The sequence below is a fragment of the Pseudomonas frederiksbergensis genome, from assembly GCF_003732665.1.
Taxonomy (GTDB): domain Bacteria; phylum Pseudomonadota; class Gammaproteobacteria; order Pseudomonadales; family Pseudomonadaceae; genus Aquipseudomonas; species Aquipseudomonas frederiksbergensis_G.
Map to the genome: position 1 here is coordinate 1 of NZ_MOBP01000113.1, position 256 is coordinate 256.

General features: G+C 67.6%; 1 protein-coding gene. It reads left to right on the forward strand.

The annotated features are described in order from the left end of the window. Nucleotides 1-256 (forward strand): iron chelate uptake ABC transporter family permease subunit (locus tag BK665_RS33390; protein ID WP_148053285.1); only part of this gene is annotated, 256 nt, incomplete at both ends.

The following is a 256-nucleotide window of genomic DNA, read 5'->3' on the forward strand; positions in this document are numbered from 1 at the left end:
TGACCCTGGGCCTGAACGCACGCAACGTCCGCTTGAAGGTGTTCCTGATCGCCTCGCTGATGACCGGGGTGCTGGTGTCCATCAGCGGCTCCATCGGCTTTGTCGGGCTGATGGTTCCGCACATCGCCCGGCGCCTGGTGGGCGCCGAACATCGCCGCTTGCTGCCAGCGTGCGTGCTGCTGGGCAGCCTGTTCCTGGTCTGGGTCGACGTCGCCGCGCGTACCCTGATCGCCCCTGAGGACCTGCCCATCGGCGT